27 protein-coding genes are annotated in these 25,827 nt (G+C 56.4%); 18 read left to right on the forward strand and 9 right to left on the reverse strand.

The features are described from left to right. The 5 genes from ACILQA_RS01035 to ACILQA_RS01055 form a co-directional block, all read left to right on the forward strand. Positions 1 to 107: ribosomal protein bL36 (locus ACILQA_RS01035; protein WP_395628039.1), on the forward strand; the 107-nt coding region annotated here is incomplete at its 5' end. A 102-nt stretch (positions 108 to 209) separates the two neighbouring features. Then, positions 210 to 821 carry an HAD family hydrolase gene (locus tag ACILQA_RS01040; protein WP_395628013.1) on the forward strand — a complete coding sequence of 204 codons (612 nt, stop codon included), beginning with the start codon at positions 210 to 212 and terminating at the stop codon, positions 819 to 821. A gap of 166 nt (positions 822 to 987) precedes the next feature. Then, on the forward strand, positions 988 to 2,196 hold the full coding sequence (sucC, locus tag ACILQA_RS01045) for an ADP-forming succinate--CoA ligase subunit beta (protein ID WP_324478973.1): 1,209 nt from the start codon (positions 988 to 990) through the stop codon (positions 2,194 to 2,196). A gap of 99 nt (positions 2,197 to 2,295) precedes the next feature. Beyond that, positions 2,296 to 3,042: an electron transfer flavoprotein subunit beta/FixA family protein gene (locus tag ACILQA_RS01050; protein WP_183938925.1), complete on the forward strand. Its 747-nt coding sequence runs from the start codon at positions 2,296 to 2,298 to the stop codon at positions 3,040 to 3,042. After that, positions 3,039 to 3,968, forward strand: coding sequence for an electron transfer flavoprotein subunit alpha/FixB family protein (locus ACILQA_RS01055; RefSeq protein WP_183938923.1), 930 nt, complete (start codon positions 3,039 to 3,041; stop codon positions 3,966 to 3,968). The genes ACILQA_RS01050 and ACILQA_RS01055 overlap by 4 nt, the downstream gene beginning before the upstream one ends. A 78-nt stretch (positions 3,969 to 4,046) precedes the next feature. Here the strand turns inward: ACILQA_RS01055 and ACILQA_RS01060 are convergent, their stop codons facing one another. Next, positions 4,047 to 5,051 (reverse strand): histone deacetylase family protein, encoded by a 1,005-nt coding sequence (locus tag ACILQA_RS01060; protein ID WP_395628014.1) that lies wholly within the window; start codon positions 5,049 to 5,051, stop codon positions 4,047 to 4,049. A gap of 191 nt (positions 5,052 to 5,242) precedes the next feature. Between ACILQA_RS01060 and ACILQA_RS01065 the strand changes: the two genes are divergently transcribed. Further along, a complete protein-coding gene (locus ACILQA_RS01065; RefSeq protein ID WP_324478982.1) occupies positions 5,243 to 5,470 on the forward strand; it encodes an AbrB/MazE/SpoVT family DNA-binding domain-containing protein in 228 nt (75 codons plus the stop codon). A 9-nt stretch (positions 5,471 to 5,479) separates the two neighbouring features. Further along, positions 5,480 to 5,875 carry a type II toxin-antitoxin system death-on-curing family toxin gene (locus tag ACILQA_RS01070; RefSeq protein WP_395628015.1) on the forward strand — a complete coding sequence of 132 codons (396 nt, stop codon included), beginning with the start codon at positions 5,480 to 5,482 and terminating at the stop codon, positions 5,873 to 5,875. Here the strand turns inward: ACILQA_RS01070 and ACILQA_RS01075 are convergent. Continuing rightward, a complete protein-coding gene (locus ACILQA_RS01075; RefSeq protein WP_395628016.1) occupies positions 5,872 to 7,161 on the reverse strand; it encodes a hypothetical protein in 1,290 nt (429 codons plus the stop codon). The two genes, ACILQA_RS01070 and ACILQA_RS01075, sit on opposite strands and share 4 nt — an antisense overlap. After that, on the reverse strand, positions 7,158 to 8,378 hold the full coding sequence (nhaA, locus tag ACILQA_RS01080) for a Na+/H+ antiporter NhaA (RefSeq protein ID WP_395628017.1): 1,221 nt from the start codon (positions 8,376 to 8,378) through the stop codon (positions 7,158 to 7,160). Before nhaA ends, ACILQA_RS01075 begins: the two co-directional genes overlap by 4 nt. A 115-nt stretch (positions 8,379 to 8,493) precedes the next feature. On the opposite strand from nhaA, the gene ACILQA_RS01085 reads away from it, so the two are divergent. The 9 genes from ACILQA_RS01085 to ACILQA_RS01125 all read left to right on the forward strand — a co-directional run bounded on the left by ACILQA_RS01085 (position 8,494) and on the right by ACILQA_RS01125 (position 15,883). Continuing rightward, positions 8,494 to 9,015 carry a helix-turn-helix transcriptional regulator gene (locus ACILQA_RS01085; RefSeq protein WP_395628018.1) on the forward strand — a complete coding sequence of 174 codons (522 nt, stop codon included), beginning with the start codon at positions 8,494 to 8,496 and terminating at the stop codon, positions 9,013 to 9,015. Between the two features lie 49 nt (positions 9,016 to 9,064). Next, positions 9,065 to 9,403: a hypothetical protein gene (locus ACILQA_RS01090; RefSeq protein WP_395628019.1), complete on the forward strand. Its 339-nt coding sequence runs from the start codon at positions 9,065 to 9,067 to the stop codon at positions 9,401 to 9,403. A 51-nt stretch (positions 9,404 to 9,454) separates the two neighbouring features. After that, on the forward strand, positions 9,455 to 9,883 hold the full coding sequence (locus ACILQA_RS01095; protein WP_395628020.1) for a hypothetical protein: 429 nt from the start codon (positions 9,455 to 9,457) through the stop codon (positions 9,881 to 9,883). Between the two features lie 73 nt (positions 9,884 to 9,956). Then, positions 9,957 to 11,357, forward strand: a complete 1,401-nt coding sequence (locus ACILQA_RS01100) for a glycosyl transferase family protein (RefSeq protein WP_395628021.1) — start codon at positions 9,957 to 9,959, stop codon at positions 11,355 to 11,357. Positions 11,358 to 11,656: 299 nt separating this feature from the next. Continuing rightward, positions 11,657 to 12,232 (forward strand): hypothetical protein, encoded by a 576-nt coding sequence (locus ACILQA_RS01105; RefSeq protein ID WP_395628022.1) that lies wholly within the window; start codon positions 11,657 to 11,659, stop codon positions 12,230 to 12,232. A gap of 9 nt (positions 12,233 to 12,241) precedes the next feature. Beyond that, entirely contained in the window at positions 12,242 to 12,388 is a 147-nt protein-coding gene (locus ACILQA_RS01110) for a hypothetical protein (RefSeq protein WP_395628023.1), read from the forward strand. 51 nt (positions 12,389 to 12,439) lie between these two features. Beyond that, positions 12,440 to 13,354 (forward strand): sulfite exporter TauE/SafE family protein, encoded by a 915-nt coding sequence (locus tag ACILQA_RS01115; protein ID WP_395628024.1) that lies wholly within the window; start codon positions 12,440 to 12,442, stop codon positions 13,352 to 13,354. Next, on the forward strand, positions 13,354 to 14,115 hold the full coding sequence (locus ACILQA_RS01120; RefSeq protein ID WP_395628025.1) for a TIGR02186 family protein: 762 nt from the start codon (positions 13,354 to 13,356) through the stop codon (positions 14,113 to 14,115). Before ACILQA_RS01115 ends, ACILQA_RS01120 begins: the two co-directional genes overlap by 1 nt. A gap of 97 nt (positions 14,116 to 14,212) precedes the next feature. Continuing rightward, the gene (locus tag ACILQA_RS01125) at positions 14,213 to 15,883 is read left to right on the forward strand and encodes an ATP-binding protein (protein ID WP_395628026.1); all 1,671 of its coding nucleotides are present in this window, start codon (positions 14,213 to 14,215) and stop codon (positions 15,881 to 15,883) included. 270 nt (positions 15,884 to 16,153) lie between these two features. Here ACILQA_RS01125 and metH read toward each other — a convergent pair whose 3' ends face one another. Genes metH through ACILQA_RS01145 form a run of 4 tightly spaced genes read right to left on the reverse strand, consistent with a single transcriptional unit; the run spans position 16,154 to position 21,757 of the window. Then, positions 16,154 to 18,772 (reverse strand): methionine synthase, encoded by a 2,619-nt coding sequence (gene metH / locus ACILQA_RS01130; RefSeq protein ID WP_395628027.1) that lies wholly within the window; start codon positions 18,770 to 18,772, stop codon positions 16,154 to 16,156. Positions 18,773 to 18,795: 23 nt separating this feature from the next. Then, complete coding sequence (locus ACILQA_RS01135; RefSeq protein ID WP_395628028.1) at positions 18,796 to 19,842, reverse strand: homocysteine S-methyltransferase family protein; 1,047 nt, start codon at positions 19,840 to 19,842, stop codon at positions 18,796 to 18,798. Then, a complete protein-coding gene (gene metF, locus ACILQA_RS01140) occupies positions 19,839 to 20,780 on the reverse strand; it encodes a methylenetetrahydrofolate reductase [NAD(P)H] (protein ID WP_395628029.1) in 942 nt (313 codons plus the stop codon). Before metF ends, ACILQA_RS01135 begins: the two co-directional genes overlap by 4 nt. Then, entirely contained in the window at positions 20,777 to 21,757 is a 981-nt protein-coding gene (locus tag ACILQA_RS01145) for an ArsR/SmtB family transcription factor (RefSeq protein ID WP_395628030.1), read from the reverse strand. Before ACILQA_RS01145 ends, metF begins: the two co-directional genes overlap by 4 nt. Positions 21,758 to 21,987: 230 nt before the next feature. Between ACILQA_RS01145 and ACILQA_RS01150 the strand changes: the two genes are divergently transcribed. Continuing rightward, positions 21,988 to 22,242: a circumsporozoite protein gene (locus tag ACILQA_RS01150; RefSeq protein WP_333570255.1), complete on the forward strand. Its 255-nt coding sequence runs from the start codon at positions 21,988 to 21,990 to the stop codon at positions 22,240 to 22,242. 128 nt (positions 22,243 to 22,370) lie between these two features. Here the strand turns inward: ACILQA_RS01150 and bla are convergent, their stop codons facing one another. Both bla and queF read right to left on the reverse strand, forming a co-directional pair. Continuing rightward, on the reverse strand, positions 22,371 to 23,351 hold the full coding sequence (bla, locus tag ACILQA_RS01155; protein ID WP_395628040.1) for a class A beta-lactamase: 981 nt from the start codon (positions 23,349 to 23,351) through the stop codon (positions 22,371 to 22,373). Positions 23,352 to 23,648: 297 nt separating this feature from the next. Next, positions 23,649 to 24,107, reverse strand: a complete 459-nt coding sequence (queF, locus tag ACILQA_RS01160; RefSeq protein ID WP_183938889.1) for a preQ(1) synthase — start codon at positions 24,105 to 24,107, stop codon at positions 23,649 to 23,651. Between the two features lie 164 nt (positions 24,108 to 24,271). Between queF and ACILQA_RS01165 the strand changes: the two genes are divergently transcribed. Beyond that, on the forward strand, positions 24,272 to 25,795 hold the full coding sequence (locus tag ACILQA_RS01165) for a cryptochrome/photolyase family protein (RefSeq protein WP_395628031.1): 1,524 nt from the start codon (positions 24,272 to 24,274) through the stop codon (positions 25,793 to 25,795). Positions 25,796 to 25,827: the final 32 nt, after the last annotated feature.

The raw sequence follows: 25,827 nt of genomic DNA on the forward strand, positions 1-25,827 counted from the left end.
TCAAGTCGCTCAAAGGCCGCCATCGTGACAACCGCGTGATTCGTCGTCGTGGCCGGACCTATGTCATCAACAAGACTCAGCCACGCTTTAAGGCGCGCCAGGGTTAATTGGCCGCTGCCTGCGCAACGCGGGCAGATGGTTTTATCAAAAGACCGCTCCGAATCTGATTCGCGGGCGGTTTTTTTGCGTCTGCACTCTAGGATTGACCCATGAGCAAGATCACCACCGTCGTGTTTGATGTCGGCAAAGTGCTGTTCGAATGGGATTTGCGGCATCTTTTTGCAAAGTTGATCACCGACAAGGCGGAGCTGGAATATTTCGTCACGCATGTTGTTACGCCCGAATGGCATTTCCAGCATGATGCCGGCCGGCCCTTGGCAGAAATGACCGCGGAACGGACCGCGCTATATCCAAAATATAAAAACGAGATCGACGCGTACCGGACACGTTTTAACGAGACGATTCCAGGCCCCGTCACAGGATCGCTCGAAATCGTGCGCAAACTGGCCGAGCGCGCCATCCCGCTGTTTGCCATTACCAATTTTGGTGCGGAGTTTTGGGAGATGTTCCGCCCGACCCAGCCCATATTCGACCATTTCGGAGATATTGTCGTCTCGGGCGTGGAGAAAATGGTCAAGCCAGACCCCGATATTTATGCACTGGCACTGCGGCGCTTTGGGCTGAAGCCCGGCGAGGCGATATTCATCGACGACAATCATGACAATGTCGTCAGCGCCCGCGCCAATGGCTTTGCTGCGCATCATTTTACCGATGCAGAGAAGCTACGCCGCGAATTGGTGGCGCTTGACTTACTGGTTTAAGTTTCTTGCACGCAGAGGCGCGGAGGACGCAGAGAATATATGATTTCGTCGGCGCGCTCTGCGCCTCGACATCAACCAAAAAACATCAGCGCAAGCCCTTCCATTCAGCGCCCGTCTGTGCTTAAGCGACCGGCGAAACTCTTTATTGTCGAGGATGTAATCTCCCATGAATATCCATGAATATCAGGCCAAAGAACTGCTTGCGAAATTTGGTGTGGCTTGCCCCGCTGGTATCGCGGCGCTCAGCGTTGAAGAAGCGGTTGCCGCTGCGAAGCAATTGCCTGGTCCTCTTTATGTCGTGAAGTCGCAAATCCACGCTGGTGGACGCGGCAAGGGCAAGTTCAAGGAATTGGGTCCCGATGCAAAGGGCGGTGTTCGCTTGGCATTCAACCTCGACGAAGTTGAATCGCATGCAAAAGAAATGCTGGGTAACACGCTGGTAACGATCCAGACCGGAGCCGAAGGCAAGCAAGTCAACCGTCTGTACATCACCGATGGCGCCGACATTAAGCAGGAATTCTACCTCGCCTTGTTGGTGGATCGCGCGACCAGCCGGATTGCCATCGTTGCCTCCACCGAAGGCGGCATGAACATTGAAGACGTGGCGCATGACAGCCCCGAGAAAATCCACACCATCGTTGTCGATCCGGCAACCGGACTTCAGCCGCACCATGGCCGCAGCGTTGCAAAGGCGCTTGGCCTGACGGGTGATTTGGCCAAGCAGGCGCAAACTGTGGTTGCTGGCCTCTATGCCGCGTTTTTGGGCACCGATGCCGAACAGATTGAAATCAACCCGCTCGCTGTGTGCGAAGGCAAGAATGGCGACGAGCTGTTGGTGCTGGATGCCAAGGTTGCGTTTGATGGCAATGCGATGTTCCGCCACAAGGATCTCGCCGAGCTGCGCGACCTGACCGAAGAAGACCCTGCCGAAGTCGAAGCATCCGAATATGACCTTGCGTATATCAAGCTCGACGGCAACATCGGCTGCATGGTCAATGGCGCGGGTCTTGCGATGGCGACGATGGACATCATCAAGCTGAACGGCGAATTCCCCGCCAACTTCTTGGACGTAGGTGGCGGCGCTTCGAAGGAAAAGGTGACTGCGGCATTCAAGATCATTCTGAAGGACCCTGCTGTAAAGGGCATTTTGGTCAACATCTTCGGCGGCATCATGAAGTGCGACATCATCGCGGACGGTATCGTTGCTGCGGCAAAGGAAGTGAACCTGTCGGTGCCGCTCGTTGTCCGCCTTGAAGGCACCAATGTGCAGCAGGGCAAGGACATCCTCGCCAATAGCGGCCTGCCTATCGTATCGGCCAACGACCTTGGCGATGCAGCCGCGAAGATTGTCGCGGAAGTCCGCAAAGCAGCTTAGTGTATCGAACGCTTGACGTTCACGTCAACGTTAAGCATAGGCGCACCAGTTTAGGCGGGTATTCACTCGCCATTTGAGTCGGTATGGAAGGATGAGCAGATGAAGATCATCGTCCCCGTTAAGCGGGTCATCGATTATAATGTTAAGCCGCGGGTTAAGCCCGATGGTTCGGGTGTTGATTTGGCGAACGTCAAAATGAGCATGAACCCGTTTGACGAAATCGCGGTGGAAGAAGCACTGCGTTTGCGTGAAAAGGGCGTTGCGACCGAAGTCATCGCGGTGTCGATCGGACCAGACAAGGCGCAGGAAACTTTGCGCACGGCGCTCGCCATGGGTGCTGACCGCGCGATCCTCGTCGTTGCTGAAGATGTCGAGCCGCTCGCGGTTGCCAAGATCCTTGCGAAGGTCATGGACGAAGAACAGCCCGGCCTCGTCATTCTTGGCAAGCAAGCGATTGACGATGACTCGAACCAGACGGGCCAAATGCTCGCTGCTTTGACCGGTCGCCCGCAGGGCACATTTGCCAACACGGTCAACGTGTCCGGTGATGAAGTGCATGTTGCGCGCGAAGTCGATGGCGGTCTGCAGACGGTAGCGTTGAAGATGCCAGCCATCATCACGACCGACCTGCGCTTGAACGAGCCACGTTATGCGTCGCTGCCCAACATCATGAAAGCAAAGTCCAAGCCACTCGCGCAGAAAACACCTGCCGATTATGGTGTGGACGTTAGCCCGCGCCTGAAGACATTGAAGGTTGTTGAACCGCCTGTGCGCAGCGCAGGTATCAAGGTTGCCGACGTCGATGCGCTGGTTGCAAAGCTCAAGGAAATAGGAGTGGCCGCATGAAGACCCTCGTTTATGCCGAACATGACAATGCATCGCTGAAGGATGCAACGCTTGCGGTCGTCACCGCTGCATCGCAGATTGGCGAAGTGCATGTCCTCGTCGCGGGCTCAGGCTGCGGCGCAGTTGCCGAGCAGGCCGCAAAAATCGCTGGCGTGACCACCGTGCATGTTGCTGATGACGCAGCTTATGCGCAACAGCTCGCCGAAAATGTTGCGCCTTTGGTGGCATCATTGATGGCAACGCATGACGCGTTTTTGGCGCCAGCCACATCGAACGGCAAGAACATCGCACCACGCGTTGCTGCTTTGCTGGATGTCATGCAAATCTCCGACATCCTCAGCGTTGAAAGCGCGGACACGTTCACGCGTCCCATCTACGCGGGTAACGCAATTGCGACTGTCCAATCTTCGGATGCCAAGAAGGTCATCACCGTTCGCGGTACCGCCTTTGCCAAGGCTGAAGAAACCGGCGGTTCTGCTGCAATCGAAGCTGTCTCTGGCAGCGGCGATGCGGGCACGTCGAAGTTCGTGTCGGCCGAAATCGCAAAGCAAGAACGCCCTGAGCTAACATCGGCCAAGATCATCGTATCGGGCGGCCGCGCGCTCAAGGACTCGGCGACGTTCAGCGAAGTCATCTTGCCACTCGCCGACAAGCTTGGCGCAGGCGTTGGCGCAAGCCGCGCTGCTGTGGATGCGGGCTATGTCCCCAATGACTATCAGGTCGGCCAAACCGGCAAGATCGTTGCCCCTGAAGTCTATATCGCGGTCGGCATCTCCGGCGCGATCCAGCATCTTGCTGGCATGAAGGACTCCAAGGTCATCGTTGCCATCAACAAAGATGAAGACGCACCGATCTTCCAAGTCGCAGACATCGGCCTTGTCGGAGACCTGTTTACGGTTGTGCCTGAATTGGTCGGCAAGTTGTAACTTCTAGTAACATTGCGTAAAAATTTCAGGGCGGTCAGAAATGGCCGCCCTTTTCTTTTGAGCAACAGAAACGCAGCATCAAAACCCGCTTAAAAAGCTGCCGAGATTTTCGCCCAAATTGTCGACCGCATAGCCGCCTTCGGTCAGGACAACCGTTGGCAATTCCATTGCGGCAATGTCTTGGGCGAGCGTGGCATAATCCGATGTCTTCAGGGCGAAATTGGCGATGGGGTCGCCTTCAAACGTATCCGCGCCGAAGCTGACAATCAGGAGGCCGGGGTCAAACCGGGCAATGGCGTCTAGGGCGGTCGCTTGTGCCGCGCGAAAGGCGGTGAGCGTTGTTCCGTGCGGCAATGGCAGATTCAACGTCGTACCTTCCCCCGCACCTTCGCCGACTTCATCGGCATGGCCCCAGTAAAACGGGAAATCGGTCGCCGGGTCTGCATGCACCGAAGCATAAAAGACATCGCCCCGGTCCCAGAAAATATCCTGCGTGCCGTTGCCATGATGATAATCAATGTCGAGAATGGCGACGCGGGCGATGCCAGCGTCGCGCGCCGCTTGCGCTGCAACCGCCGCCTGATTGATGAAGCAATATCCGCCAAGATAGTCGGCCCCTGCATGATGCCCGGGCGGACGGCACAAAGCGGTGGCCACGCGGTCGCCAGCCAGCACAGCGTCAAGCGCCGATAAGGCCGACTGCGTGCTCCAATAGGCCGAGGTCCAGCTGTCGGCGGTCAATGGTGTTGAACTGTCCATGCTGTAGCGACCGGCCAAGGCGTCGATACGCGTTAGATCCAACGCGCGCCGACGCACCACTGGCCATATATAGCCCATCACATCGCCCGACCGTCCGGCGGCAAGCCAGCGGTCATACGCAGTCTTGAGATATGCGATGTACCCTGCATCATGCACCGCCAATATCGGCGCTTCCCCATGGTCGGTGGGGCTTTGCGTGGCAGACACCCCTGCACATAGCGCCTGTGCGCGCGCCGGCGTTTCCGCATAAGGGACGAAGGCACCATTATGCAGCTCTTGAACCGGCGCATGGTCGAGCTGGCGGGGATCAAAAAACAGGCGCATCGTTCGGCATATTCCAGTTTACAGGAAGCCCCGCATAGCCCGACAATATGCACTTTGCGAGAGCTTGCGCGTTTCCTGCCACCGGCATCAGCTTCATGACGACCTTCGGCACGGCCAACATCATTTCGCAATCGGTGAACGCCCAATTCCCAGACTTGCGGCTGTAGCAGTGTTTGTGTTATAACATGCGTATGAACAAGCCAATTAAAGTTATAAAAGTCGGCAACAGTGCCGGTATGATTCTTCCCAAAGAGATACTCGCCAAGCTGCGGGTGTCGCTTGGCGACGATCTGTATCTGACGGAAACCGCTAACGGCTTTCACCTGACCCCAAGCGACCCTGGCTTTGAGGCAAAGATGGCGTTGGCCGAAACGATCATGCGTGAGGACCGCGACATATTGCGCGTGTTGGCGCAGTAAGGGCCGCAATTGCCTCCGGCCATTCGAATTGAGCCCCATTGGCTCGACGCACGCGATGCGCTTGCCATCCATGACCGGCAAATTGCCGAGCATGGCGGGATTAGTGGTGTGCGCGATTCCAACTTGCTGGATTCGGCATTAGGACGACCGGTGAACCAGTGGAATTATGGCACAGACGATCCCGCTGCACTGGCTGCGGCTTATGCTTATGGTGTGGCCCGGAACCATCCTTTTGCCGATGGCAACAAACGCACAGCATGGGTACTGGCGCGTTTGTTCTTGGCGCTCAACGGGCATAAACTGACATTCGACCCACAGGACGCCACACGCATTGTTTTGGCCCTCGCCGCGGGAGAATTGTCCGAAGACGAACTCACCACCTGGTTCCGCGACAATCTTGCCTAGGGCAACAAATCGGCAGGCTGTGTTGGCTCGCTGAGTATCTTTTCCATCCGGCGCCAGCGCTCGGCTTGGTCGGGATTGCCGCGCTCGACATAACCACGCACGAGCTCTTTGCCCCAGCCATAGTTGATAACATAGCTGCGATAATGGTCGGTAAACGCCACCGATTGTTCGGCGCGCGCGGGCGACAGCAATAGATATTTTTGCGTGAGCTCAAGTGCCTGCGCGCGGGATATTTCGCCGTCGAGATACATTTTCGCGATGGTCAGCCGCGCGCCCGACAGCCTCTCGGTCATTTGCTGCATTTTCCAATAGGCATCGGCAGACTTCGGATCGAGGCCAGCGAGCGGGTACAAAATATCCCGTTCGAACGCCAAGCGCTCCTCGGCTGGAAAAGCCAGATCTATGCCATAATTGGCGCTGCCTTCGGAAAGGACGCTGGTCGGGCTGTAGAGCGGATTGACCTCATATTCGCGCCACCCTTTTGCACGCGCTAGCCGCTGTTCGACCATCAGGTTCAAAACATGGTGGCCGGGATAGCCTTCATGACAGCCCAGATCGACCGCGCGGCTGATACGGATCGGAAGGTCGGTGTTAATCTGGATCAGGCTTTTGTAATTGCCCTTATAATAATTGTAACCGGACCAGGTTTTCCCCGTCACAAATTCCATAACAAAGCTTTCGCCAACGGGGAGCGCAATGTGCTGCGCGGTGCGGCGTTTGCATTCGGCGATTGCGGCATCAAAGACAGGTTGCAGCCGCTCTTTGGGAATGGTGTACCGCTCGTTAAACGCATCGACCCGCGCTGCGAGTGGGCCCGAACCGGGAATCAGCGTCTCAAGCCTGCTTAATATAGTGTCATAATGTTCGAGCGTCATGAGCACAGGGACGGTCGCAAACTGGCCTTTGGCTTCATCATTAAACGCGAATTTGCGGCCCTGAAGCATCTGCAGCCTTGTGTCTGCGGCCACGAGCATGCCCCGCAACGCCAACGCGCGGCGGCGGTCGGCATCATCCTTTATGGTCGGCAGGCTTGCATCAATGGCAGCCGTCAGCTTGCGGGCCTCAGCAATCAGGTCGGCGAGCGAACGTGGACTGGCTTTCGCAGCTGCCTGCAACGATTCAGGTCCATAATATGCATCGACATATTCGGCTTCATGCGTTCCGGCCTCAAGCGTGAGGCGGACATAATCTTGCGAAATGCTGGCTAAAGAACGCGCCGCAACGGGAACGGCGCTGCATGCCGAAGCCAGCAACGCGGCCGTGACGATGGGATAGAAAAGCTTCATATTACATCTCCCGATATGTGCTTTTGGCGCGCGGCAAAACGCAAAATGAGATAGCCCGAAATTGCCGAAACCACCGACCCCATCAAAACGCCAATTTTGACCGCGTCGGATTGTTCCGGCCCGACAAAAGCAAGGCCGCCGATAAACAGGCTCATGGTGAAACCTATCCCGCACAGCAACGCGACGCCATAGACGTGCACCCAGCTGGCATCCTTTGGACGGACGGCAATTCCAAACTTCACGGAAAGCCAGACGCTTGCGAAAATGCCGATCTGTTTGCCCAGGAACAGCCCCATGGCAATGCCCAGCGGAAGCGGGGCAGCCAGTGCCGCCAAGCTTGTGCCCGCCAGCGAAACGCCCGCGTTGGCAAAGCCAAATATCGGCACAATGAAAAATGCGACGGGCTTCACCAACGCATGTTCAAGCCGGTGCAACGCCGAATCTTCGGCATCGGGCGCTGCGATTGTCCGGTGAAACGGAATGGCAAATGCGGCCATGACCCCGGCAATCGTGGCATGAACGCCAGACAGCAATGTCGCATACCACAGCAACGCCGCGAGGATGATGTAAGGCCAAAGTACATGCACCCGAAAACGATTGAGCGCCATCATCGACAACCAGATCGCACCTGCTGCAGCCAATGCCATGACGTTCAGTTCCGCGGTGTAGAACACAGCAATGATGGCGACCGCGCCCATATCATCGACAATTGCAACCGTGGTTAAAAACAGTTTCAAAGATGCAGGGGCGCGGCTGCCCAATAAAGCCAGCACGCCTATGGCAAATGCAATATCGGTTGCAGCAGGTATCGCCCAACCGCGGTGCAGATCGGGATCGCCACCCGCCACACCCAGATAGATCAGCGCCGGAACAACCATGCCCGCCGCGGCTGCAATGATGGGAAGACGCCTGTCATTCCATGTTGAAAGATGGCCGTCGACAAATTCGCGCTTAATCTCCAGCCCGACCAACAGGAAAAATATCGCCATCAGCCCGTCATTTATCCAGAGATGGACGGTCATCGGACCAAGTTTTGGCGTCAATTCCGGCCCAATCACCGCGTGCACGAAATGGGCATAGCTATCGGCAAAAGGCGAATTGGCGACAAGCAGCGCCAAAGCCGCTGCCACCATCAGCAAAATGCCGCCGGCCGCCTCGCTGCCGAGGAACGCACGCAATGCGGATTGTTTGGGTCGCTTTTGGGGCGTTTCAGTCATCGTCCAGCTATATGCCCGCCCGCATAATTGATAGCAAGCGCAGCACAAAACATTAAGCAAATCCCTTGCCTTAGCGGTTTCGGTTGGTCTAGAAACTTCCAAAAGGGCATTAAATATGGCCAATATGGCGGGATTGAATCGGACTATTGAGGACACAGATACGGATCCGATGGCGGATGAATCGGTTGAGCTGACCGAAGGTCAAAAAGCGTGCCTGAGGCTGGTCGACGACCACATGACGTCCAAAGAAATCGGCCGTTCTCTGGGAATTTCACACTTCACTGTCGATCAACGATTGGACGCCGCGCGGCGCAAGTTGAACGCCGCAACGCGCAAGGATGCCGCCAAAATTTTTGCGGCTATTGAACAACGCACCATATCCGAGCCATTCGTATACGAAACGCAAGACCTTGAGCGAGAGCAATATACCGCTAGCCAGAACGGGCTACCGAAGCGGATGGGACGGGTCGTTGCGAAAATTGCTGCACGCGTTTCCATTCCGCCCATCGGTGGCGAAAGACATGATTTATCCCCCAAGGATATCGTGGTTCAATCGCTGAATATTGCATTTTTCAGCACAGTGGCGTTTGCATTTGTTGTTACTGTTTTGACGGGTACGTTTCGACTGTTTCAATAAACGTCCTTCGCTGGCTGAAGCTGAGTTCAGATCAAGAGGGAGACAGTTTATGGTGAATTTCGAACATGAGACCGCCCGCCAATTGGCATCTGACATCCGGTCGACCCACCAATCGATAGATAACGCGCTTGCGGATCTCGCCAGCCTTACTTTTTCGGTCATTGATGTGTGCCGAAATTCCGACGCACCGCCTGCGCATACACAGGCTGCGATCGAAGGCGTGGCGAACGGACTGACCATGATGGTCGATGCCCGCAAGGGCTTTGTCAACGCGCACCGCAAAATCGTCGTCGCCCAACGCGACAGCAATCTTCAAGAAATCAACTTCGGCTGCGTGGGCCCCGGTCCGCTTACCCGACCAGCCGGTCTTCGGGTCGTAAACAGCTGATGCTGGGCGCCCTTGCCCGGACGCGGGCTATATTCTGAGGACGGGCAAGGGATGGATATTCTCCAGTCAGCTTTCATTTTCGCGCTTCTGCTGTGCACGCTTTATGCGGGCATCAATGGCGGACGTACCGGCAAGGCTGGCGCTGCCATTTTCATCGTTGCGACAATATTGAGCGCCGCTGCCGCAACGATGAACCCCAGTTGGGCAACGACATCTTATGGACTGTTCGCCGTGGATGGGGGCTGCTTGCTTGCACTCATTATTCTGGCGCTGAACAGTAACCGTTATTGGCCGATATGGGCGATGGGATTCCAAACCGTGGCCGTCGCAACGCACATGGCTACGCTTTGGATTCCCGGTTTCGTCCCGAAATCCTATCAGGCCTTATTATCCTTTTGGGCGATACCGATCCTGTGGGTGATGGTCATGGGTACGCGCAAAGACCGCCAATATGAACGGGGCAAAGTCCAGACCGCGTGAAACAACATCTTTTCGGAACACTGCATATCAAAACGGCGCGACATCGATCGCAGCTGGTTGAGGGGTCGCACCTGTGCCTAACTGGATTTTCCCAATCGCCGAAACAGCACAGCGTGAACTGTTACTGTTCAGCGCGATCTGGCTGTTGATTGGCGCCATTGACGATCTGTGCGTCGATGCCATCTGGGCAGTCAGGCGGCTGTACCGAAAAATTGCCTTTTATTGGCACAGGCCGCCCATGACGGTGGATGAATTGCCGGTAAAGTCGGGGCCCGGGCTGATTGCGGTGTTAATACCGGCATGGGGCGAGGCAGCGGTGATCGGCACGATGCTCGCCAACTGCACACGCAGCTGGGCCAACAGCGGATGCGAGTACCGGATATATGTTGGCTGTTACCCAAATGACCCGCACACATCGGCCGCAGTCATTCGGGCTGCAAAGCGCAACCCGGTTATCACGCTCGTATTGGTCAACCATATGGGCCCCACCACCAAAGCCGATTGCCTCAATAGCCTTTGGAAGGCGCTGCGCGCCGATGAAATCGCGGGCGGTTACAAGGCCAAAGCCATTGTCCTGCATGACGCCGAAGACGCCGTCCACGCCGATGAGCTTCGGGTGTTCGACAGGCTGATCGCCATTGGCGGCGCGGTGCAATTGCCGGTCATTCCGGTGCGGACAAAAAGTTCGCGATGGATCAGCGGGCATTATTGCGACGAATTTGCCGAAGCCCATGGCAAGAATATGGTGGTGCGCGAGGCGATTGGCGCGCGATTGCCGCTGGCTGGCGTCGCCTGCGCGATTGAACGCAATCTGATGGGCCGCTTGGCCATTATGAACGGCGGCGATCCGTTCGATCCGAACAGCCTGACCGAGGATTATGAGCTGGGCATGCGTATTGGGGCTGCCGGCGGACGCACCATCATGGCGCGAATTTTGGACAGCAATGGCAAGCTGATAGGGACAAGATCCTGCTTTCCCGATACGCTCTCAAGTTCGGTCCGCCAAAAAACCCGTTGGCTGACGGGCATTGCCCTTGCCGGTTGGGACAGGCTGGGGTGGAACGGCAATCTCGCGCAGAAATGGATGTTGCTTCAAGATCGCCGGTCGATACTCGCCGCGATCGTGTTGAGTGCAGCCTATGCCTGCATCTTGCTGACGGCGATTTTGACGGTGGCTGAAACACAGGGCATGCACCAGCCGAAACCGTTGGCGCCGACACTGATCATCCTTTTGTGGTGTAACGCGGCCTTCCTTTTCTGGCGGCTGTTTGTTCGGGCCGGCTTTGTCGCCGCGCTGTACGGTCCAAAAGAGGCACTGCTGTCGATCCCGCGCAGCGTCATGACGAACATTATCGCGATCATGGCCGCGCGGCGGGCCTGCATGGTCTATGCACGGCATTGTTTCGGGGTGCCGCTGCGTTGGGACAAAACCGCCCACCATATTGTCCCTGCGCCATTGGTCCGGCCCGACTGATGCGCGGGCGCGCCTTGGCATCGATAGCTTTGCTCTGTGGAACGTGGGTCACGGCCCGCATCGCCGTCACAACGATGGATATCAGGGCCGTACGCCAGGCCGATCATGGAACATATCTAAATCCAGTCCGCATTGGGTCCGTGCCGAAGCTGCCGAGCACCCCAACATTCACCCGGCAAAGTCCGAGACACAGCGTTGCGGCCCCCGCGGTGCGGCACGGCCAAAATAGCAAAGGAAAGATCGCCCTCCCGCCGGAGGGCACAGCCCCATTGTTCTTCAGCGCAGGCACGCCTGCGCGGATGTCTCCTCCCGCATTCCTTCCGACTGACCCCGATGTCGTCAGCGAAATCAGTGCGCCGTTTCCAAACGCTAAGGCTCCGCAAGGATTTGAGGTCTATGCCTATAGCTTTTGGCGGCGGGGCAGTTCCCCCGCTGGAACACTGGGCAACGGGCAATATGGCGGAAGTCAAAGTGCCATGATTGCCGCAATCCCTGTACTGCGCTTCTCCGGCAACCCTGGCCTCTCGCGCCTGTCCATGGCTGGCCGGATATCGGTTGCGCATGGCAGCGTGCGTGAAAGAGAGTTGGCAGCAGGGGGGCGTTGGCGACCCGTTGCGCGCATTCCGGTGCAGGTCATTGCCGAGCGTAGATTTCGCGAAAACCGACCCGACGCATTTGCGGCCTTGGTCGCTGGCGGGCAGTCTGGCGTAAAATTGCCGCTTGGTTTCCGGTTGGATGGCTATGGTCAGGCCGGATTTGTTTCGGGGCAAGGCGGCGGCCCCTTTGCCGATGTGGCGGCGCACGCACATCGTCCAATCGCACAATCGCAAAACGCATCTTTTGCGATTGGCGCAGGGATTTGGGGCGGCGGGTAAGACAATGTCATGCGCATCGATGTCGGCCCAAATATCCGCGCAAATGTGACCGCGGGCAGCGCATTATTCCAATTTGACGCAAGCTGGCGTTGGCGCGTTGCGGGCCACGCACAGCCGGGCCATGGGCCAGCGGTAACATTGTCCACCAGTTTCTAAGCACCAGCCTTTATCCTGCCGCTAAATGCCGTTAGGGTCCGTTGGTCAAACATGGATATCTATCTTCCTATCGCCAATTTGTCGGTCAATGCGCTGGTCATCATCCTGCTGGGTGGCGGCGTCGGCGTGTTGTCTGGAATGTTTGGTGTTGGCGGCGGGTTCCTGACCACGCCGCTGCTTATTTTCTACGGCATCCCGCCAGCCGTTGCCGCAGCATCCGCATCCACGCAGGTAACCGGCGCAAGTGTATCGGGCGTTTTTGCGCATATGAAACGCGGCGGTGTCGATTTCCAAATGGGCGCTGTTCTCGTGTTTGGCGGCATTTTCGGCACAGCTGCGGGCGCGGCGATCTTTGAAGTATTGGAAGCGCTTGGCCAGATCGATACCGTCATCAACATCCTGTACGTCATCATGCTGGGCAGCATCGGCGGGATGATGGCGAAAGAAAGCCTGACCAGCGTGCGCGCGACCCGTGCCGGTAAACCCGTGCCTGCGGCAAAACGGCGGCACCATCCCTTGGTCGCCAATTTGCCGATGCGTTGGCGTTTCTACCGGTCGGGCCTGTATATTTCGCCACTCGCACCGCTGATATTGGGTTTCATCACGGGCATTATGACCATGCTGTTGGGCGTGGGCGGTGGTTTCATCATGGTGCCCGCCATGCTCTATTTGCTTGGCATGGGTGCGCAGGTTGTGGTGGGCACATCTTTGTTCCAGATATTGTTCGTCACCATGGCATCGACCATGATGCACAGCCTGACCACCAAGGCCGTCGACATTGTGCTGGCGGTATTCTTGCTGATCGGAAGTGTCACGGGCGCGCAAATTGGCGCACGATTGGCGCAACGGATGCGCCCCGAATATCTCCGCCTGTTTTTGGCAATCATTGTCCTGCTCGTCGCCATACGGATGGCGCTTGGCCTTGGCTGGCGTCCGGACGAAATCTACACGTTGCAAGCCCTGTGATGCGCTTGATCGCCCTGTTCCTGTTTTTGCTGCCGGTGGCGGCGGGCGCCCAAAATGTGCCCAAGCTGGTGCCCGATGTGTCGCAGCGCGAAATCAATATTCAATCGGGATTCACCGGCGCTGAAATGTTGTTATTTGGCGCGATCATTTACCCGCGCGGCGTTGCGCCGGAGGGTCAAGTGGACGTCGCCGTGGTCCTGCGCGGGCCAACGCGTCCCGTCACGCTGCGCGAAAAGCAGAAGATTGCAGGCATCTGGATTAACGCCGACAGCACCGATTTTCGCTCTGTCCCTGCTTATTACGCAATCGCATCATCCCGCCCGCTGCGCGATATCGTTGATAGTAAGACCGCGGCCATTTACGAACTTGGCCTCGAAAGATTGCAATTGTCGCCCAGCGGTGAAGTTGATGCGGCAGAGCAAAAACGCTTTGTCGATGGCCTTGTCGATCTGAACCGCCGCAACGGCCTGTTCCGGCAAGAGGCAGGCACCGTCGAAATCACCGATCAGGTATTGTACCGCGCGCGGCTCAATATTCCATCGAGCGTGCCCGTTGGCACATATACCGCCGAAACATTGTTGATCCGCAATGGCCGCGTCATTGTGGCGGACGACAATGTCCAAGTGCGGATACGCAAAACCGGGTTTGAGCAACTGGTAACCGTCATGGCGCAGGATTATGCCTTGTTCTATGGTGCGATGGCGGTGCTTGTATCATTGCTGCTTGGCTGGTTCGCCGGATATGTTTTCCAGCGCTTTTAAGCCGGCCTAACGGGGCCATTTCCATCCCCATGGTAAATATATCTTTACCTTCTGTACCTATCGCTGGCCGCTTCCTTACATCAAAGGCAGTTGAACGATGGATATGACAGAGCATCGGCCGTCTACGTCCGCAGAACCCATTGAACGGGGACAAACAGAAGCGACGGATGCGCTGCACCCTATCGGCTTTGTTATGGACATTGCCGGATCCAGTTCTCAAATTACCCTCGACGCCAGCATATTAACCAAGCTGATGTCACATGGCGATCCCAGCATTGCGATGGCCGGACAAGTGGGCAGCCAAATCAAGATTCGCATTGGCCATAATTGGCTGCTCGCAAGTATCCGCACACAGCGCATGCATGACCGTGACCATGGGGTCATTATGGCGCAAGTCGACTTTCTGGGCGAAGGCGACGAAGAACGCCTGACCGGAAAGATTTCCAATTTCCGCCGCGGGGTTACGCGTTATCCGATCCCCGGAAGCGAAGTCTATGCGGTGTCGAGCGCGGACATGAGGCAAGTTTATGCCACCGACGCGCGCGCACATGTTGAAATCGGCACCGTTGTCCCAACCCAGGATATTCGCGGCGCGCTATATGTCGACGCGCTGCTCGGTAAGCATTTCGCACTCGTGGGTTCAACGGGTACCGGCAAATCAACCTGCGCCGCTCTCATCGTGCATAAAATGTGCGAGATCGCCCCTGACGGCCATATTGTTATGATTGATCCACATGGCGAATATAGTGCGGCGTTCAAACAAAATGGCGCGTTGTTCGACGTGAACAATCTGGCCATGCCGTATTGGATGATGAACTTTGCCGAACATTGCGAAGTGTTCGTCACCTCCACCGGCGACGACAGGCAAATTGACTCAGACATTCTCGCCCGATGCCTGTTGCAGGCGCGGGCCAAAAACCGGATTGCCGAAACAATTGGCAAGCTGACGGTGGATGCGCCAATCCCCTATTTATTGTCTGATCTGACCAACATCATCCAGAATGAAATGGGTAAGCTCGACAAGGCAACGTCGTCCGCGCCGTTCATGCGGTTGAAGAGCAAAATTGACGAGCTGAAAGCCGACCCGCGCTACAATTTCATGTTTTCGGGCCTGCTGGTGGGCGACACCATGGCCGATTTTATCGGTAAGATTTTCCGTCTGCCATCACATGGCAAACCGATTTCGATTATTGATGTGTCCGGCGTGCCTTCCGACATCACGTCGACCGTTGTCGCGGTGCTATCGCGTCTGGTGTTTGACTATGCCATCTGGTCGCGCAACGAAGCGCAGCGCCCCATCCTGCTCGTCTGCGAAGAGGCCCATCGCTACATTCCGTCCGATCGCGTTTTCAAAAACAGCGCGGTGCGCTCCATCCTTGAACGCATTGCCAAGGAAGGCCGTAAATATGGTGTGTCGCTGGGCCTGATTACACAGCGTCCATCCGATTTGGCCGAAGGCGTGCTGTCGCAATGCGGCACGATCATTTCGATGCGATTGAACAACGAACGCGATCAGGCATTTGTCCGCGCCGCCATGCCCGAAGGCGCGCGCGGCTTCCTGGATGCCGTCCCTGCCTTGTGCAACCGCGAATGCATTATCTGCGGCGAAGGTGTCAGCATTCCCATCCGCGTGTCGCTCGACCATTTGGAAGCGGATAAACGCCCGGCATCGGAAGACCCGCTGTTTAGCGCGCTTTGGCGCGAAACAGGGGGCGAAGCCGAAATATTGGACCGCGTCGTGCGCAGGTGGCGTGCGCAGGGGCGGTGATTGCCGCTGCACGGGCTGGAGGCATCTCCAAGCTTGCAATGTAGGATTGGCTTTGAGAATATCGCCACGCGCACGCGAAAACGCGCACGGCTCTTTCTCAATGTTGAGGCCACCTGAAATAAGTCAGAGCCGCATTTGCCGTTAAAGCGACAAAGCAGACAGTAAAAATGCTGTCTGACGTTGCTTTTGTCGCCTTAGGGTCAGGACAAAGAGCGCCGTTTTCTTCATGGGCATCCGTCCGTAAAATCTAGTATTGCCCTGAACTGCAGATCATTCGTTGAGGTTCGGCCTGAGATACTGCCGTGCCCGATCCAAATCGAGTGCGCGCCGTGCGGCATAGTCCGCAACCTGATCTTCGCCAATCCGCGCAACGCCGAAATATTCGGCTTGGGGGTGCCCGAAATAAAATCCGCTGACCGCTGCGGTAGGCAACATGGCAAAGCTTTCGGTCAGGGTAATGCCCGTTTTCTGGGTCGCATCCAACAGGTCGAACAATATCGGCTTCAGGCTGTGGTCCGGACATGCGGGGTAACCCGGAGCGGGCCGGATGCCCCGATATTCTTCACGGTTCAGCGCCTCGATGGTGAACTGCTCGTCGGGCGCATAGCCCCATAATGTTGTGCGGACATGCTCGTGCATCCGCTCGGCAAAAGCTTCGGCCAAACGGTCGGCGAGCGCTTTCAACATGATGTCGGAATAATCATCAATATTGGCTTTGAACTGCGCCAAATGCGCGCCGATGCCATGGCCAGTGGTCACGGCAAAGCCGCCAATCCAGTCGCCATCGCGGCTGATGAAATCGGCCAGACACATGTTCGCCCTGCCTTCGCGCTTGGCGATTTGCTGCCGCAGAAACGGCAGGCGAATATGGGCTTCCGTCTGTTCGCAATAGACGACAACATCGTCGCCATCGCGCTGGCATGGCCACAGGCCAGCAACGCCCTTTGCGCGGAGCCATTTTTCGCTGACAATTTTATCGAGCATCGCATTGGCATCGGCAAACAGGCTGGTGGCGCTTTCGCCAACGACTTCGTCGGTCAGAATATCGGGGTAATTCCCATGCAATTCCCATGCGCGGAAAAACGGGGTCCAATCGATATAATTGCGCAGATCCGCAAGGTCCCAATCATCATAGACATGCACGCCAGGCTGTAATGGCGGGGCGGGCTTTTGCGCCTCGTCAATCTCGAACGCATTGGCGCGGGCTTCCTCCAGCGAAGCCAATGGCTTTGCGGTCTTGCCAGCACGGGCATCGCGGATGTGGCTATATTCGGCGCGGGTGTCAGCGACGAACTTTTCGGCCATGGTGTCGCTGACCAATGTGCCCGCAACACCGACAGCACGCGAAGCATCGAGCACATGAATGACGGGACCCGAATAGACAGGCTCAATCCGCAACGCCGTATGCGTTTTGGACGTGGTCGCGCCGCCGATCATCAACGGCATCGTCATGCCCGCCTTCTGCATTTCTTCAGCGACGGTGACCATCTCGTCCAACGAAGGCGTGATCAGGCCGGACAGTCCGATCATGTCGGCATCATGGTCGACCGCCGCCTTCAATATGTCTTGCCACGGGACCATCACGCCCAGATCGACAATCTCGAAGCCATTACATTGCAGCACAACGCCAACGATATTCTTGCCGATGTCATGGACGTCGCCCTTGACGGTCGCCATGATGATCTTGCCCTTGCCCTTCGCGCCGACTTCTTTCTCGGCCTCGATATAAGGGAACAGATGCGCGACCGCTTTTTTCATAACGCGCGCCGATTTCACGACCTGCGGCAGAAACATTTTGCCCGACCCAAACAGGTCGCCAACAACATTCATGCCGTCCATCAATGGGCCTTCAATAACCTCGATAGGCCTACCACCAGCCGCCTTGATCGCAAGCCGCGCTTCTTCGGTGTCGTCGACAATATGCGCATCAATGCCTTTGACCAAGGCATGCTCAAGGCGCTTCTTGACCTCCCAGCCGCGCCATTCGGCCTCGGCCTTTTCCTGCGCTACGTCCGTGCCGCGATATTTCTCGGCTAAGGTGATGAGGCGCTCGGTGGCATCGGGGTCGCGGTTGAGGATCACATCTTCGCACGCCACCCGCAGTTCCGGATCAATATCGTCATAGATATCCAACTGCCCGGCGTTAACGATCGCCATATCAAGGCCGGCAGGGATCGCATGATATAAGAAGATCGAGTGCATCGCGCGGCGCACAGGCTCGTTACCGCGGAAGGAAAAAGACAGGTTGGAAAGGCCGCCCGAATAATGCGCATGCGGGCATAGAACGCGCAGCTCTTTAAGCGCCTCGATAAAATCGACGCCATAATTGTTATGCTCTTCAATCCCCGTTGCCACCGCAAAAATATTAGGATCGAAAATGATATCTTCGGGCGGGAAACCAATGCCGACCAGCAAATCATAAGCGCGCTTGCAGATTTCGACCTTGCGCTCTTTGGTGTCCGCCTGACCAGTTTCATCGAACGCCATCACGACAACAGCCGCGCCATAGGCCATGCACAGCCGCGCGTGATGCAAAAAGGCTTCTTCGCCTTCTTTCATCGAAATCGAATTCACGATGGGCTTTCCCGAAACGCATTTCAGCCCCGCCTCAATGACGCTCCATTTGGAACTGTCGATCATCAACGGCACGCGCGCAATATCTGGCTCGGCAGCGATCCGTTTGATGAACGTGGTCATCGCCTTATGCGCGTCGAGCAGACCTTCATCCATATTGATGTCGATAATCTGCGCGCCATTTTCGACCTGGTCGCGCGCGACTTCGACAGCGGCTTCATAGTCGCCGGACAGAATGAGCTTCTTGAACTTCGCACTGCCGGTGACGTTCGTACGTTCACCGATGTTGACGAAGCGGGAGGAGGAGGATGTCATATTGATGTTCAGCTTTAAGGAGTTCAGGCGGCCATGATGAAGGGTTCGAGGCCAGCGAGCCGCGTGACCACTTGTGGCTGCGGGATGCTGCGCGGGGCGCGGCCCTCAACGGCCTTGGCTATCGCGGCAATATGCGCAGGCGTCGTACCGCAACAACCGCCGACGATGTTGACCAGCCCGTCATCAAGCCATTGGCCAATCAGCTGCGCCGTCGTTTCGGGTAGCTCGTCATATTCGGCAAGGTCATTGGGCAGGCCCGCATTGGGATAGGCCATGACAAGCGCATCGGCTTGCTTTGACAAAGCGGCCAAATGCGGACGCAATAGGTCAGCGCCGAACGAGCAATTCAACCCGATGGTCAGTGGTTTGACGTGCCGGATCGCGGCCCAAAATGCCTCAACCGTATGCCCCGACAGATTGCGACCGGCCATATCGGTGATTGTCATCGATATCATCAAGGGCACGTCCCTACCCGATGCCAATGCGGCTTCCTGCGCCGCCATGGCTGCGCATTTGGCGTTTAACGTATCGAAAATCGTTTCAATCAGCAGGAAATCCACGCCGCCTTCGATGAGCGCGTCGCATTGTTCGCGATAGACGCCTTTCAGATAATCGAAGTCGATTTCGCGATAGCCGGGGTCATTGACGTCTGGTGATAACGACAATGTCTTGTTCGTTGGCCCGATTGAGCCTGCAACAAAGCGCCGCTTGCCGTCTTCCGCTTCTGCGGCGTCACAACAGGCGCGCGCGAGTTTTGCCGAATCGATGTTCAATTGCTGGACCAGATGTTCGCAGGCATAATCAGCCATGCTGATCTTCGTGGCGCTGAAGGTATTGGTTTCAATCATGTCCGCGCCAGCGCTCAGATAAGCACTGTGGATGGCGCCAACCACGTCAGGCCGTGTGATGGACAATAGGTCGTTATTGCCCTTTTGATCGTGCGTCAGTTCCAATGACCCGCGATAGTCCGCCTCGGATAATTTATACCCCTGAATGGCGGTCCCATAGCCGCCGTCGAAGACCAAAATTTGCTTGGCCGCTCTTGCAACAAATGCCTCACGCGGGGTCATACCGCTTGCTCCTGCGCAGCGCCAGAGGGCCGTTTTCCAAGCAAATGGCAAATAGCATAAGACAGCTCGGCCCGGTTGAGCGTGTAGAAATGGAAATCGCGCACACCGCCCGCATATAATCTGCGGCACATTTCGGCTGCGATGGTAGCCGCGACAAGTTGCCGGGCAGGTGGATGGTCATCCAACCCTTCAAACAAATGCTCCATCCACACGGGAATTGCGGTGCCGGTCATGGCGGACATGCGTGTGATTGCCGCAAAATTTGAAACCGGCATGATACCCGGCACGATTTCGGCGTCGACACCCGCGGCGGCCACAGCATCACGAAAACGGAAGAATGTTTCAGGTTCAAAGAAAAATTGCGTGATTGCCCGGCTCGCGCCTGAATCCAGCTTGCGCTTCAGAAAGTCGATATCGCTTGCAGCGGACAATGCTTCTGGATGCGTTTCGGGATAGGCACTGACCGATATCTCGAACGGATGGAGCTTACGCAACCCTTCGACCAATTCCGCGGCGCTGGCATAGCCGTCGGGATGCGGGACAAATTTACCGTCTGAGCCTGGTGCATCTCCGCGCAGCGCAACGATGTGCCGGACACCAGCCTCCCAATAGGCATTTGCGACGTCAGCAATTTCGCTCTTTGATGCTTCGACGCAGGTTAAATGCGCCGCCGCTGGAATATTGGTTTCGCGCGCAATGCGGGCAACGGTGTTATGCGTCCGCTCGCGCGTTGTCCCGCCGGCCCCATAAGTGACCGAGACAAAGCGCGGGGCAAGCGGCGCGAGCGTTACTACCGAATCCCAAAGCTGCTCTTCCATCTTTTCGGTTTTGGGCGGGAAGAATTCAAAACTGATTTCGCAATCACCGGCAAGACCGGCAAAAAGAGGCGCGGCCAGCGCCCGGCTGGCTTCCTGCATCTGGTCGAACGGGAGAATCATGCAACAATCCTTAAGTTGTTTTTTGGACGCGGGGTGGCGAACGACAGCTTTTGCCCCATCCACACTTTTACAATGAGTTCCCCGGACTCAAGTGCGGCCTGATGCACCATCTGCAGGCCATGCGCCGAGAACGCATTGCGCATAAATTCGTCCGTAAAGCCAAGCCGGGCATGGGCATGAACCGTGCGGAGCTCTTCATGGTCGTGGGCCGCGAAATCGACGATCACGAGCCGTCCATCTTGCGCGACTGTCCGGATGGCTTCGGCAATAACTGCCTCAGGGTCTTGGGCGTAATGCAGCACTTGGTGGAAAATGACGGTATCGAATTCACCATCGCCCACGGGTAGCATGTTAAAGTCACCCAGCTTGATTTCGACCTTGCTCGCGATATCGGCGCTGAAATTCGCTATCTTTGCGCGGGCAAGCCGCAACATTTCGGGGCTATTGTCCAAAGCGACAAAGCGGCTTGCGCTCTCCGCAAACAATTCCACAATGCGGCCAGTCCCTGTGCCAACGTCCAATACACGGCCCAAAGGCGCGCTATGCAAAATCTGCGCAATCTTCGCCTCAACTTCTGAATCAGCAACATGCAGTGATCTGAGGAAATCCCATTCTTCTGCATGTGCCGCAAAATAGGATGCGGCCATATTGGTACGCGCGTTGCGGACCTCGTCCAGCCGCGCCAGATCCTTTTGAAACGCCTTCGCCTGCGTAACATCGGCTTCTGTCAGCAACGACGTCAGGCGTCCGTCCTCCAAAACAGCGCCAGGCCGCAGGAAAACCCAACTTCCTTCTTTGCGTCGTTCCAATAATCCAGCTTCATCCAATATACGGATATGCCGGGAAACGCGGGGCTGGCTTTGGTCCAATATCTGCACTAACTCACCCACCGACAGTTCAAGCCGAAGCACGAGAAATACGATTCGAAGCCGGGTCGGGTCGGCTAGAGCGCGCATAATGTTCAGCAAATTGATCATTTCACCATCATATAAAGAAATCTTTATATCAAGTCAATCCGCTCAAATCTCCCGCATTTTCTACCGTTCTGGTAGAGTTAAGTGCGATTTTGAGGCCAATCAGCCTGCCGGAATAAAAAAGCGCATTGCCACCGAATTGTGAACGGGCTAGAGGGCTGTCCGCAGACATTACTGCATTCGTTGTGGTGTGCCTGTCAGGTTTTCATAAGTTTTGCTAGGGGGTTTCCCATATGAAGAAAATTGCTGTATCTCTCGTTCTTGCCGCTTCGCTCGGTTTGGCTGCTTGCTCAGGTGCTGAAGAAGCAACCACAGAAGCAACAGAAGCAACCACAGAAGCTCCTGCTGAAGCTGCTGACGCAGCTGTAGAAGGCGCTGAAGCTGCTGCAACTGAAGCTGCTCCTGCTGCTGACGCTGCTGCTGCTCCTGCTGCAGACGCTGCTGCTGCTGCACCTGCTGCAGACGCTGCGAAAGAAGCTGCGAAGTAATATTCGCGCTTTTCAGCGAAAGCTTTTGATAAGGGCTGTTCTGCTTGCAGGACGGCCCTTTTCTTTGTCCGCCTTAGACACGTTGGATGCCGCGCGCGGCGCTCCAACCGGAACATCGCCATAAGGCATCAGTTCTGGTGGTATGAAGCCACTGTGCGCGATACAAATTGCATGAACGTCATCCGTTGCGGAATAGACGCCGTCGTGCTGCCCATCATCACCGCGATAGCGTAACGCGTGCCATCTGGCGCGGTCATAATCCCGATATCATTATATCCCGTGGACACCGGCGGCAAAACCTGTCCGGTTCCTGTCTTGTGCAAAAAGCTCCAACCCGCAGGAACGCCCGCCTTCAACCGGTTGGGTCCACTTGACGTCCGCGACATGATATCGAGCATGAGGCGCGTTGAAGACGCCGACAACAGCTCGCCCTTAGCAAGCTTTGCCAAGGCGCGGACAATGGCTTGCGGACTTGCCCCATCGATTGGGTCGTTCAGATAGCGGTCAAGCGCCGCCTTGCGGGTTGCCAACGGCACGGCATCGCGCGCAGCATAAAAGCGCCGACCAATTGCATATTCCTGTTTCCAGTCGAGACCGGCAATGCCGCTTTGCAACGCGCGTTCGCCCGGCCCAAAGCGGATCGCACCCAAATTCTTGCGCGCGATAAAACTCTTTACCGCTTGCGGGCCGCCCACGGTGCGCAGCAACGAGTCATTGGCGGTATTGTCACTCGCGCGAATGGACGTCTCCAGCAGATTGAGAACCGAAACCTCAATGCTGCCATTGGCAATTACCTGATCACGGATTGGTTGATGAAAAACCGCCAGATCATCCCGTGTGATCCGCACTTTCTGATCGAGGCGAAGTTTCCCTTGATCGACCATGTCCAACACGGTGAGCGCAACCCAGGTTTTGGATACGCTTTGTTGGGGAAACAATTCATCCATCCTGCGGCCCAAAACCCATTCGCCGCCATCCAAGCGCATAATGGCAACACCAGTCCGCCCCGGGAACAAACGCCATTGATCTTGAATCAGATTTTCCAGACCGGCAGGCGGCCGTACAATTGCGGGACGTGCGGGCGCTACAACTGCTGGTGCTGGGGCCATTGCTGCTGGCGGCGCAGGCCCCCGACGCACTGGCGCAGATACGCACCCCGATAAAACGGACAACAGCGCCAAAGACGCAAGGCCTGTTTGGATAGCTTTATGCACACGCTTCTTGGTCTTCGAAAACATTTCAGCCATGAAGCTGCAATAGAGGCCTCACAGTCCATCTGTCACCGACAAAGGTCATTTTTGCGACCAATGATTCGATGGCGTCGACGAGACGAGTCCCGATCAACAGTTGGGATCGTTCGGCAGGTCCGTCTTGCGCGGGATTTTGGGCAACCTGTTTAAATAGACTCAGCCACGACCGCGATAGGGGGCAACGCCCTGATCAGGGAGCCACAAGCCCTTTGGCGGCTCCCCCGATTGCCAGAACACATCGATAGGAATTCCGCCGCGCGGATACCAATAACCGCCGATACGCAGCCAATGCGGCTTCATTTCGGTGAAAAGCCGCTGCCCTATGCCGACAGTGCAATCTTCGTGGAACGCGGCGTGATTGCGGAACGAACCCAAGAAAAGCTTCAGCGACTTTGATTCAACGATGCTTTTGTCCGGCGCATAATCGATGACGAGATGCGCAAAATCGGGTTGCGCAGTGACCGGACATAAAGACGTAAACTCAGGCACGGCAAAGCGTGCCAGATACAGCGTGTCGGGGCGCGGATTGGGGACATAATCCAGCTCGGCCTCTTCAGGCGTTTGGGGAAGTGCGCTTTGCGCACCCAGATACATCGGCTTTAGTTCGTCAGTCATAGCTGCGCATTTAGCGGTTTCACCACGGGAAGCAAACGGGTCATCGCGATTGCGCAAGATATGCACTTCGCGCGCATGCCAAAACGCATGCGGATGGGTCAACGCGGGCTTTTTCCTGAAAACCTGTATCGTGCCCCGGACATGGCCTCGCTAACGCTCCGATCATGACGACATTGATTCCGGTACTCGGCGACCAACTAAGCCATGCGCTTTCGTCATTGGCGGGGCAGGACAAAAAGACGTGCGTCATTTTGATGGCCGAACTCGATGAAGAGACGACCTATGTGCCGCACCACAAATCCAAAATGGTGTTCATATTATCGGCAATGCGCCACCATGCCGAAGACCTGCGTACAGCCGGATGGACCGTCGACTATGTGACGCTGACCGACCCTGAAAACAGCGGCAGTTTTACCGGCGAACTCGCCCACGCGATGGAACGCCATAGCGCATCCGCCATCTGCGTCACCGAAGCTGGCGAGTGGCGGGTGAAGGCCATGCTGGATAGCTGGGCCGAACGCTTTGATGTGCCGGTAGAAGTGCGCGCGGACGACCGCTTCTTGTGTGACCATGCCGAATTCGAAAACTGGGCCAAGGATCGCAAGCAGCTGCGCATGGAATATTTCTATCGCGACATGCGGCGTAAATCGAAATTGCTGATGGATGGCGATGCACCCGTCGGCGGGCAGTGGAATTTTGACGCTGAAAACCGCAAGCCCACCAAGCGCGATCTCGCGATGCCGCAACCACTGCATTTCGCACCTGACGATATCACGCAGGATGTCATTCACATGGTCGAAGCAAAATTCGCGACCAATATGGGTCAGACCGCGCAATTCGGTTTTGCGGTCACGCGCGCCGACGCGCTGAAACAGCAAGCACATTTCCTGAAACATGCCCTGCCGTCCTTTGGGGATTATCAGGACGCAATGCTCACCGGCGAGCCATTTTTATGGCATTCGATTTTGTCGCCTTACCTCAACACCGGATTGCTTGATCCGCTGGAATTGTGCCGCGCGGTCGAAGCGCAATATCAGGCCGGCAAAGTGCCCATCAACGCTGCCGAAGGCTTCATTCGTCAGGTCATTGGTTGGCGCGAATATGTGCGCGGCATTTATTGGCATGCTGGACCTGAATATGTGGAGAGCAATGCCCTTGGCGCCGAACGGCCACTGCCGGAATTCTACTGGACCGGTAAAACCGACATGCATTGCCTGTCGCAAACCGTCGATCAGACAATCGCATATTCCTACGCCCATCATATCCAACGGCTGATGATTACAGGCAATTTCGCGCTGCTGGCGGGCATCAACCCGGTCGACGTGCATAGATGGTATCTCGCCGTTTATGCAGACGCTTATGAATGGGTCGAATTGCCGAACAGCCTTGGCATGAGCCAGTTTGCAGACGGCGGCATGCTCGCGTCAAAACCCTATGCGGCCAGTGGCGCCTATATCAACCGCATGTCAGATTATTGCTCCGGCTGCCGTTATGATGTGAAACAAAAAACGGGGCCCAAGGCATGTCCGTTCAACGCGCTCTATTGGGAATTTATTGCGCGCAACGAAGATAGACTGCGCAAGAACCCGCGCATGGCGATGCCGTATAAAAACTGGGACCGGATGGCGCAGGCCGATAAAGTCGCGCTTCGTCGTCAGGCACAGCAATTTCTCGAAACGCTTGGCTAGTTTGGAAAAGCGGCTTATCTTGCACCGCACAA

It is taken from the genome of Sphingorhabdus sp. (genome assembly GCF_044239005.1).
GTDB lineage: Bacteria > Pseudomonadota > Alphaproteobacteria > Sphingomonadales > Sphingomonadaceae > Sphingorhabdus_B.

Excerpts from the sequence above, each read along its gene's own strand:
- metH (WP_395628027.1), bottom strand. The coding sequence starts at position 18,772 with ATGACATCCTCCTCCTCCCGCTTCGTCAACATCGGTGAACGTACGAAC.
- ACILQA_RS01095 (WP_395628020.1), top strand. The coding sequence starts at position 9,455 with ATGGATATTCTCCAGTCAGCTTTCATTTTCGCGCTTCTGCTGTGCACG.
- ACILQA_RS01135 (WP_395628028.1), bottom strand. The coding sequence starts at position 19,842 with ATGACCCCGCGTGAGGCATTTGTTGCAAGAGCGGCCAAGCAAATTTTG.
- ACILQA_RS01115 (WP_395628024.1), top strand. The coding sequence starts at position 12,440 with ATGGATATCTATCTTCCTATCGCCAATTTGTCGGTCAATGCGCTGGTC.
- ACILQA_RS01090 (WP_395628019.1), top strand. The coding sequence starts at position 9,065 with ATGGTGAATTTCGAACATGAGACCGCCCGCCAATTGGCATCTGACATC.
- ACILQA_RS01065 (WP_324478982.1), top strand. The coding sequence starts at position 5,243 with ATGAACAAGCCAATTAAAGTTATAAAAGTCGGCAACAGTGCCGGTATG.
- ACILQA_RS01040 (WP_395628013.1), top strand. The coding sequence starts at position 210 with ATGAGCAAGATCACCACCGTCGTGTTTGATGTCGGCAAAGTGCTGTTC.
- ACILQA_RS01055 (WP_183938923.1), top strand. The coding sequence starts at position 3,039 with ATGAAGACCCTCGTTTATGCCGAACATGACAATGCATCGCTGAAGGAT.
- queF (WP_183938889.1), bottom strand. The coding sequence starts at position 24,107 with ATGACTGACGAACTAAAGCCGATGTATCTGGGTGCGCAAAGCGCACTT.
- sucC (WP_324478973.1), top strand. The coding sequence starts at position 988 with ATGAATATCCATGAATATCAGGCCAAAGAACTGCTTGCGAAATTTGGT.
- ACILQA_RS01075 (WP_395628016.1), bottom strand. The coding sequence starts at position 7,161 with ATGAAGCTTTTCTATCCCATCGTCACGGCCGCGTTGCTGGCTTCGGCA.
- ACILQA_RS01125 (WP_395628026.1), top strand. The coding sequence starts at position 14,213 with ATGGATATGACAGAGCATCGGCCGTCTACGTCCGCAGAACCCATTGAA.
- ACILQA_RS01145 (WP_395628030.1), bottom strand. The coding sequence starts at position 21,757 with ATGATCAATTTGCTGAACATTATGCGCGCTCTAGCCGACCCGACCCGG.
- ACILQA_RS01050 (WP_183938925.1), top strand. The coding sequence starts at position 2,296 with ATGAAGATCATCGTCCCCGTTAAGCGGGTCATCGATTATAATGTTAAG.
- ACILQA_RS01085 (WP_395628018.1), top strand. The coding sequence starts at position 8,494 with ATGGCCAATATGGCGGGATTGAATCGGACTATTGAGGACACAGATACG.
- ACILQA_RS01060 (WP_395628014.1), bottom strand. The coding sequence starts at position 5,051 with ATGCGCCTGTTTTTTGATCCCCGCCAGCTCGACCATGCGCCGGTTCAA.
- ACILQA_RS01165 (WP_395628031.1), top strand. The coding sequence starts at position 24,272 with ATGACGACATTGATTCCGGTACTCGGCGACCAACTAAGCCATGCGCTT.
- ACILQA_RS01105 (WP_395628022.1), top strand. The coding sequence starts at position 11,657 with ATGTCTCCTCCCGCATTCCTTCCGACTGACCCCGATGTCGTCAGCGAA.
- ACILQA_RS01110 (WP_395628023.1), top strand. The coding sequence starts at position 12,242 with ATGCGCATCGATGTCGGCCCAAATATCCGCGCAAATGTGACCGCGGGC.
- metF (WP_395628029.1), bottom strand. The coding sequence starts at position 20,780 with ATGATTCTCCCGTTCGACCAGATGCAGGAAGCCAGCCGGGCGCTGGCC.
- ACILQA_RS01120 (WP_395628025.1), top strand. The coding sequence starts at position 13,354 with ATGCGCTTGATCGCCCTGTTCCTGTTTTTGCTGCCGGTGGCGGCGGGC.
- bla (WP_395628040.1), bottom strand. The coding sequence starts at position 23,351 with ATGGCCCCAGCACCAGCAGTTGTAGCGCCCGCACGTCCCGCAATTGTA.
- ACILQA_RS01150 (WP_333570255.1), top strand. The coding sequence starts at position 21,988 with ATGAAGAAAATTGCTGTATCTCTCGTTCTTGCCGCTTCGCTCGGTTTG.
- nhaA (WP_395628017.1), bottom strand. The coding sequence starts at position 8,378 with ATGACTGAAACGCCCCAAAAGCGACCCAAACAATCCGCATTGCGTGCG.